Source organism: Polaromonas sp. P1_E3 (assembly GCF_056405935.1).
On record NZ_JBFUBD010000111.1, the window covers coordinates 1 to 8,722 of the forward strand.

Below are 8,722 nucleotides of genomic sequence, written 5' to 3' on the forward strand. Positions count from 1 at the left end.
CCTGCAAGGCACTGCCGACTCGCTGGGGCGGTTAATCAAAAGCCTGCAGGTGCGAGATATCCCGCAGGCGCAGATGCCACTGCAAGCACCCTACCGGCTAGACGATTGCGGCTGGGTGTCCAACCGCTGGTGCGAACTGCTGCCAATGCCGCTTGAATTAAAGCAACGCCTGATGCAACTGGACAATCCACTGATGCGGCTGGAGCTGGTCAGCGACATCCTGGAGCGGACAGGAATTTCAATGTAAGTAAGAGCCGCTGTCAAATCCCGGATTTGTATTCCGGGACATAGCTGGTTAACCAGGCCTTCACCGTTTCCCCGGAAGGTGCGGCACCGACAGCGGATATCCAGGCGGTTACCTCGTCAATGGCAACAACCTGATGGCCCGATGATTTCGCCACACGGAGCTTGGGATGGGGGGTTGGTTCCGTGGTTTCATCATCGGCCATCAACTCTTCAAACAGCTTCTCGCCGGGTCGCAAGCCGGTAAAGGCGATGGAAATTTCGTGTTCGGATTTCCCTGAAAGACGAATCATCATCCGGGCCAGATCCACGATCTTTACAGGCTCACCCATGTCGAGCACGTAAATCTGGCCGCTGCGCCCCATTAGCCCAGCCTGCAGTACTAATTTGGCAGCCTCGGGAATCGTCATGAAATAGCGCACGATATCAGGATGCGTCACCGTGATCGGGCCGCCCCGCGCAATTTGCTCAGTGAACAGGGGAACCACAGAACCGCTGGAGCCCAGAACATTTCCAAACCGCACCGAAACGAACTGGGTCTCGGCATACTCGCGCGCGACGCTCTGGACCACGAGTTCTGTCATGCGTTTGGTAGCGCCCATGATATTGGTGGGGTTTACTGCCTTGTCCGTGGAAATCAACACGAACCTCAGGGCACCGCATTCGCCGGCGACTTTAGCAGCATGAATGGTTCCGAGGATATTGGTCCGGACCGCTTCGATTTCKTTATTCAACTCCATCAACGGAACGTGTTTGTATGCTGCAGCGTGAAAAAACACCGAAGGCTTGTATTGCATTGCAATAGCCTGCAAGCGCGCATGCTCCCGCACGTTGGCGGTGTAATAAAGCCCCTGCATCTGCGGATGCGCTTCCCTCAACTCTTGCTCGAGTTTGTAAATGGCAATCTCGGAGGCATCCACACAAACCAGCCTGGCCACGCCCAATCGGGCAATCTGGCGGCAAAGCTCCGACCCGATAGACCCCCCTGCTCCCGACACCAGCACAGTCTGCCCTGAAAAAAGCTCCGCAAGCCCTCGCGTATCCAGCTCCACCGCTTGCCTGCCCAATAAATCCTCCAGCTCGATTTTTCTCGGGCTTGCACTTTCGGACTGCAACCATTCATCAGGTCTGGGCATGGTCAGTAGCGTCAGCCCGGGTGGGCTGGACTGCATGAGAACCTCGCGGCGCTCGCGGGAACCCGGTGGGCTGGCAATGAGGGCAGTTGACGCGCCCGTAGACGCAGCCATGCCGGCGATTGCTACCGGGAATCCCAATACCGGTATTTGATGAAGATATCGCCCTTGCTCGGACTCCAGGGAAGATGCGATGCCCACGCAATGCCATTGCCTGGATCCCTTGATAGCACGCAGGGCATCTGCAGCGTCATGCAGCGACCCGACGATCAACAGGGCCCGGGATTCATCCGATGGGCCTCCATGCTCAACAAATGTTCGCCAGGCAGCGCGGGCGCCACCAAGCAGTATCAGTGCAACCAGTGGATGCAGCAGAAGTACAGATCGTGGAAAGTTCGGATAACGAATCATCAGCACCGCGGCAGCGGCCAGCAATCCGCCGAGAAAAACACCCCAAACCAGTTGCCGCAATTCGGGCAAGCCAATGTACTTCCAGATTTGCCGGTCAACGCGCGCGATGACCAACCCCGCGGAAGACCCGGCCAACGCCCATGGCATGCTCTGAAGGGCGAGCGTTTGAAACTCCTCAGGAATGTCGAAATTAAACCGCAACCAAAATGCGGCCCACCAGCCCAAACAAATCAGCAGGAGATCTGCGGTCCAAAGCGGAACAGTCTCTTTACGCAAGCGCATGGCGGCCTTCCATCATGAGCAGGACATGCTGCAGGTGATCGATCACACGGTCCTGCTGGGCCGCTCCGAGATTGGAGCCCGAGGGCAAACAAATTCCCGTCCGAAAGAGGCTTGCAGAAATATCAACGCCGGATGCATGCGAAAAATAAGGAGCACCTTCAAAGAGCGGCTGCAAGTGCATGGGTTTCCAGACCGGCCTCGCCTCAATCAAATGCCTCTCAAGCGCCTTCATCACCTGGCGGCTCCTCTCTTCACCATCTGCCCCAGGTAATGAGAAACAAGTCAACCAACGGGTGGAACGGCAACCCTTCGGTTCCGGCATCCACTGCATCTCATGAAAATCCGCCATTGCTTCGACATATCGCTCGAAAACGCGCCGGCGCTGCTCAACACGCTGTTCCAGTACCCGCAGTTGCCCCCGTCCAATTCCAGCCAAAACATTGCTCATGCGGTAGTTAAATCCGACTTCGGTGTGCTGGTAATGAGGAGCCGGCTCGCGTGCCTGCGTCGAGAGCTTTCGCGCTCTTGCGATAAGGTCGGGATCATCAGCCACCAGCATCCCTCCTCCCGAAGTAGTGATGATCTTGTTTCCGTTGAACGAATAAACAGCAATTTTTCCAAAGGCGCCGCTGCTTTTACCCTTGTAATGCGCACCCAGTGACTCAGCAGCGTCTTCAAGTACAGGGACACCATAACGCTCGCAAATGGGAAGAAGCGCGTCCATATCCGCGCTTTGGCCATACAAATTAACCAGGATGACGCAGGACGGCATTCGGCCCTCGCGCCGGGCCCAGTCGAAAGCGCGCTCAAGCGCAGCCGGCGACATATTCCAGCTCTCAGGTTCGGAGTCGATAAATACGGGCTTCGCTCCGCAATAAAGAATCGGGTTACAACTCCCAACAAAGGTCAGGGAGGAACAAAAGACCGTATCGCCGGGCTTCACGCCAAGCAAAATTAACCCGAGATGAATGGCGGCGGTTCCGGAACTGACCGCAGCGGCATGTCCAACACCAACATGGCTTGCCATCTCCGTCTCGAAGCCGTCCACGTGAGGCCCCAGTGGAGCTATCCAGTTAGTCTTGAACGCATCCTCCACAAACAGAGTTTCTTCCTCACCGAGATGTGGCGACGAAAGCCAGACACGCTGCGACAGCTCACGGCGAAATATCACATCCAGCAACTTTCCCGCAGCGTCCAGCACCGGCACGTGATCAATCTGGTACTGATCCATTAGCTGAAGCACCGCTGCCGCGTTTGCATCCTCGCCAACTGTAATCGGCGAGGTTTCCGGCAATGCGCCGACGGGCAATGTATCCCCGGCATTGCTAAGAATGGCCCTTCTTAAATCGCCATCGGTCAGCGTTCTTGCTAGCGCACCTTTCCCGTCCAGCACGAGCAGGATGCCGCGCCCAGTCTGCTCCATACGAAGCAACGCATCGCGCAAAGTAAAACCTGGCGTTACGGTTAACGCCGCCAGCATGGCTGGGTTCATTTGATTCTCCTTGCCGGGACACCTGCATAAACACCCGCTTCCACGAGGCCGGTCCGGACAACGGCGCCAGCACCGACAGTAACGTCATCCGCGATTGCAATACCTGGCAATACAACAGCGCCGGAGCCGATCAACACACGTTTCCCGACCTTCACCCCGCCCCCCAAAATCGCATTGGGTGCAATGTGGGAAAAGTCCCCCACCAGGACATCGTGATCGACCACAGCGCCATGGTTGGCAATAACACATATGCCAACTCTAGCGCTCGGGGCTATTACCGCACATGCCGCTACAAAACATCCTTCGCCAATAGCACTGAAAGGAGAAACCTGAGCTCCCGGATGAATCAGCGAAACAAGCCGCGAGTAACCCCATGACGCGGCCTCGCGTTCGCGCCATAGGTTGTTGCCAATCGCGATGTGGACGGAATACGGCAACGCCGCCAACTCCTGCATGCCGAGCAGATTTATACCAGGCAAAAGTTCACCATGGCAACGCTGCGGATCGCGATCCGAGGCCACGATGTCCGTCCAGCATTTTCCGCGCAATGCTGCATCGGCCACCACCCGGCCGTGGCCACCTGCACCGAAAACAACTAGCGATAGGGGTTTTGTAGCCGACGGGGGATTCATCGTGATGCGCTATTGTTCACTCAATAGGAATTGATCTTTTCAAGCACTGAGCGCTCCAAAGAAAGACCGACGAGATGGCCCGCAATACGCGGGGCGGACAGACCATCACCGTACCTATTGTCACATGGCCATTTCCCATGGGTCAAAGCGTTGTCAATGGCGGCGGCGATAGCAGCAGCATCGACGGGGACATCCTGCACATTGGTGTTTCTTTCCCGAAGTCTTTGACGATCACCAATATTAATTACCGGCGTGCCAAAAGAAGCGGATTCAATAATGCCCGCTGACGAGTTTCCGACCATTACAGCGCAATATTTCATGGCCGCGCAGAATAAATTACGCTTCAGGTGACTGAAGCGACGAGATCCCATAGGCAGAGCCACTTCGTCCAGCGCCTTCAGAATGTCGCCGGATCCGGCGTCGGCATTGGGTTCTGACCAAACCACCGGCAGTCCAGTCTGTTGCAGCGCGCGCAATAGCGCGACAGCTTGCGCATAAGCGTCCCCCGCTTGCTGCACCACCGGATGAAAAACAGCCAGAACAAAGGGCCGGTCGGACGGCAGGMCAAGGCTTTGCCGGCAGGTTTCGGGTGAGATATCTGCGTCCCGGCTCAAATCATCCAGACCAGGGGCGCCGGTTACACGAATGCGCTGCTGCAGTTCGCCCATACGTACAAGTCTGTCCCGTGACTCCTCTGTCGCARCGAGATGGTAGGTAGCCAATTTGCTGATTGCATGCCTTACCGGTTCATCGACAGTACCGGAGCGCTCGCCACCATGGATATGCACACAGACGATACCCAGATGCAAGGCAGCAATTGCGCCGGCCAGCATCTCGCCGCGATCCCCAAGCACAACGAGCAGGTCGGGGCGCTCACTATCAAGCAAAATGCTCAACCCCCTGAGGCAGTCGGCGATGCCGACAGACATGCTTTGCGGCGTGCGTGTTGAAACATCGACGGGAATTTCGCCGCAGATGCGCAGGCCGGCATCGCGAATATCGTCAGCGGTATTGCCGTAACGGGCATCGAGATGCATACCTGTGATGATCACGGCAAGATCTGCACGCCGAGCGGTTTCGACCAGTGCACTTCGCATCAAACCAAAGTCGGCTCGCGTTCCACTCAGATAGATGATCTTCCGCCGCGACTGGTCCATGACACTCAATTGCCACCGGAGCCGGTGAGCTGATTCCATTGAATGACCGAACCCGCGGAAATTGCGACGAGCGCGCAGCGGCCAACGACACGCTGCAAGTCCCGCGGTGCGATGCCAGTCGCCGGTCGGCGGCATCCCAGCATGGAAGCAAGGATAGTTTCCCCGGCAGCTATGTCAACAGCAGCAACCACGCTGCGACGGGCAACACGCGCGGTATCAATCTCCTCGGGGAGCGGCTGTTTAACCCCATCGCCCAGCATCGCACTAATCCGTCGAATGCCCTGTGCCAAGCGGAGGAATTCTCCAGGTTCGAGTGAAGCGCTGTGATCAGGCCCAGGAAGCGTGCAGTCGAGGGTTATGTGCTTTTCGATCACGGTGGCTCCGATCGCCACCGCAGCGAGGGAGGCCTCGATTCCCATGCTATGGTCCGAGTAGCCCGTGGCAACCCCGAGATCGCGGGCCATGCTTGCCAAGGCCCTGAGATTCAAGCTGCTATCGGGTGCCGGGTAAGCCGAAGTGCAATGCAACACTACGGTGCCGTGCAGGTTGCCGCGAATGGCGCCAACCCAATCGAGCGCTTCGCGGATTTCCGCCATTGTCGCCATGCCGGTGGAAATGATGAGCGGCAATCCGGTAGCTGCAGCATGCTCAACCAGGGCGCGATGCGTCAGTTCGCCTGACGACAGTTTGAGCCGCCTGACACCGAGGCCAACCAGCATGTCAACGGCCACAATGGAAAACGGTGTAGAGAAAAATTCGATACCGATGGTATCGCAATGGATCTTGATCTCCCGGTGCTGAGCGTCGGACAACTCCAGCTTCTCAAGCATTGCGAACTGGTCTTGAGCACCCGTTTGGYGCTCCTGGTACTCAGCCGTCGGAGCGCCGCGAATGACCAGGTCTTCGGCGCGGAAAGTCTGAAACTTGACGGCGTCGGCACCCGCAGCTTTGGCGGCATCGCATAGACGCAGAGCCATTGCCAGGTCGCCATTGTGGTTGACGCCAGCCTCGGCAATCAGAAAAACCGGCGTCTGCTCAACGTCAACTACCATGCGGTCCAACCTCCATCCACAACCAGGTTATGGCCGGTCACGTATTTTGCAGCATCACTGCTGAGATAACGCATTGCATTGACCATGTCATCCGCATCGCCCATGCGTCCCAACGGAGTACGGCGCGAATAATTTTCGACAAAAATGTCGTTTTGCCCACTAAATACACCGCCGGGCGTAACGGCATTCACCCGCACGCCGCGCGCCCCCCAGTAGGCGGCAAGATACTTTGTCAACCCCCAAAGACCAGCCTTGCTTGCGGCATAGATTGCGGGTGTGTTAATTGCCTGCCCAAGGTATTCGGAGCCTTCATAGATGCGCTGATCGGGCGCGACGATGCCATAGATTGACAAGGTATTGACGATGCTCCCACCACCACGCTGCGCCATCGCGCCGCCAAACACCTGCGCGCAAAGCATCGCACCCGTCAGATTCACCGACATCACCTCATTCCATTCGTCCACCGGAAAAGTTTCAAACGGCTCGAAAAAGTTTTCACTTTTGGTCGCGGCATTGTTAAGCAGCACGTCCGGAATGCCCCATTCCTTGCACAACAACTCGAACGCCCGTCTGACATCATCCCGCCGCGCGATGTCTGTCGCACAGGTCAACAGGGCGTCGTGCGCCGGGCCGAGGACCTTTTCAAGAAGATCGGCGTCACGGTCGAGTGCGAAGACACGCGCACCAGCCTCAAGAAAGGCCGCGCTGACCTTCCGCCCTATGATGCCCGCCGCGCCCGTCACGACGACAATTTTTCCGTCAAGCCTGAATGGATCGCTCATAAGGCCGCCTAGTTGTATTGCCGGAACACGGGCTTGATGGGCTCGCCGATCAGTAGTCCCTCAGTGCCCCGCTCAAGCGCCTGCGCGTATATCTTGAATGCCGTACGCGCCGCCTGCATGGTCCGGTCCAGATCTGCCTGGTTATGCGCGTAGCTGGGCGCAATCCATGGCATCAGCACACCGCCGCGTATCATTTCCTGCGAAAACAACGTGCGCAACGCGAGATCTGACCGGCCGAGTGCGTCAAGCGTCAGGTAGTTCATCGAAATCGCATTGCCCTGCATCTGAAATGAATGATCGATGCCCGCCTCGCGCGCAAGCGCTTCAAACCCATCAATCAGTTTTTGCCCAAAACTCCAAAGATGCTCAACGACCGGCAACTCCTCATAGATGCTGACGGTTTCCATAAACGCGGCGAGACTCGACATCTCGCCACCGTGAGTCGTTGAAATCAAAAAGGTGCGCTCCTGGCCTGGACGGTTGATCCCTCCCACCTCCATGACTTCACGCCGCCCCACCAGTGCAGCCATCGCAAAACCATTGGCCATTCCTTTACCGAAAGTCGTAAGGTCAGGGGTCACGCCAAACAAATACTGTGCACCCTTCAGGTGCCAGCGAAACCCGGTGATCATTTCATCGAGAATAAACAATGCGCCGTCGCGCCTGCACAACGCCTGCACCTGCAGCAGGAAATTGTCTGCGTGGCCAGGACAACGCTGGCCGTCTGGAGGCGCCATGCGGTTGGCCGCAGCACATTGAGGACATGGGCCGACCGTGGTGGCGGGTTCCAGCATCACTCCGGCGATCTCGCCCGGATGCGCATCAAACAATGCTTGCAGGCTCGCAATATCGTTGTAGTCGAAGAGCAGCGTGGTCTGATGATGAATCGGCGGAATGCCGCGCTTAAGCTGGGTCGCTCCGATAAACCAGTCATCAAACGAAAAAAACGGATGCTGGCGCGGCACGCAGATGTACTGCCTGCCCGTGTAAGCCCGAGCTACCTTTGCAGCAGCCGTCGTAACATTCGAACCGTTTTTGGCGAACTTCACCATGTCCGCCCCGTCAACTAACGCAACCAGCCGCTCAGCGGCCTCCAGTTCGAGCACGGAAGCGCGGGTCAGGTTGACGCCCAGCGACATGCCGCGGGCAGCAGCACGATTGACGCGTTCATCGGCGTAGCCTAATGTCACGGCACGCAATCCCATCCCGTAATCAAGGAGCCTTCGTCCATCGGCAGCTTCGACATAAGCGCCTTGGCCGCTAACCAGAATTTCAGGGGCGTTAGCCGGGTATTGATCGTCCCCTCGGGAATATGTATGGGCGCCACCCGGAATCACTTTATGCAGGCGCTCTCTGTAACTTTGATTCATGGAATTTCCTGTCGATAACGCACTATTGATTTCAGAACCGGTATTCAGGGGAGATTCCCCTGAAAGTGGGCAATGACCGCTTCGACACAGGCAAAGTCAAACTCGTCATCGACTTCGTAATTCTGCCAACGCTGCACTTCGTAGCCGAGCAGCCGCGGCGGATAAAAG

General features: G+C 57.2%; 7 protein-coding genes and 1 pseudogene. 1 reads left to right on the forward strand and 7 read right to left on the reverse strand.

Annotated elements, in window-relative coordinates:
* Nucleotides 1-247: pseudogene (locus AC1D0Z_RS12705) on the forward strand (LON peptidase substrate-binding domain-containing protein); the annotation flags it as partial.
* A gap of 13 nt (nt 248-260) precedes the next feature.
* On the opposite strand, the gene AC1D0Z_RS12710 reads toward AC1D0Z_RS12705, so the two are convergent.
* The 7 genes from AC1D0Z_RS12710 to AC1D0Z_RS12740 are packed head-to-tail and all read right to left on the reverse strand — an operon-like array spanning nt 261 to nt 8,554.
* Nucleotides 261-2,069, reverse strand: coding sequence for a polysaccharide biosynthesis protein (locus AC1D0Z_RS12710; protein ID WP_477658603.1), 1,809 nt, complete (start codon nt 2,067-2,069; stop codon nt 261-263).
* Nucleotides 2,056-3,561 carry an aminotransferase class I/II-fold pyridoxal phosphate-dependent enzyme gene (locus AC1D0Z_RS12715; RefSeq protein ID WP_477658604.1) on the reverse strand — a complete coding sequence of 502 codons (1,506 nt, stop codon included), beginning with the start codon at nt 3,559-3,561 and terminating at the stop codon, nt 2,056-2,058. The genes AC1D0Z_RS12710 and AC1D0Z_RS12715 overlap by 14 nt, the downstream gene beginning before the upstream one ends.
* Nucleotides 3,558-4,193, reverse strand: a complete 636-nt coding sequence (locus AC1D0Z_RS12720; RefSeq protein ID WP_477658605.1) for a NeuD/PglB/VioB family sugar acetyltransferase — start codon at nt 4,191-4,193, stop codon at nt 3,558-3,560. Before AC1D0Z_RS12720 ends, AC1D0Z_RS12715 begins: the two co-directional genes overlap by 4 nt.
* A 20-nt stretch (nt 4,194-4,213) precedes the next feature.
* Nucleotides 4,214-5,350: a UDP-N-acetylglucosamine 2-epimerase gene (neuC, locus tag AC1D0Z_RS12725; protein ID WP_477658606.1), complete on the reverse strand. Its 1,137-nt coding sequence runs from the start codon at nt 5,348-5,350 to the stop codon at nt 4,214-4,216.
* A gap of 5 nt (nt 5,351-5,355) precedes the next feature.
* Nucleotides 5,356-6,402, reverse strand: a complete 1,047-nt coding sequence (locus AC1D0Z_RS12730) for an N-acetylneuraminate synthase family protein (RefSeq protein ID WP_477658607.1) — start codon at nt 6,400-6,402, stop codon at nt 5,356-5,358.
* A complete protein-coding gene (locus AC1D0Z_RS12735; RefSeq protein ID WP_477658608.1) occupies nt 6,396-7,184 on the reverse strand; it encodes an SDR family oxidoreductase in 789 nt (262 codons plus the stop codon). Before AC1D0Z_RS12735 ends, AC1D0Z_RS12730 begins: the two co-directional genes overlap by 7 nt.
* Nucleotides 7,185-7,192: 8 nt before the next feature.
* Nucleotides 7,193-8,554 carry a glutamate-1-semialdehyde 2,1-aminomutase gene (locus tag AC1D0Z_RS12740; RefSeq protein ID WP_477658609.1) on the reverse strand — a complete coding sequence of 454 codons (1,362 nt, stop codon included), beginning with the start codon at nt 8,552-8,554 and terminating at the stop codon, nt 7,193-7,195.
* Between the last annotated feature and the right edge of the window lie 168 nt (nt 8,555-8,722).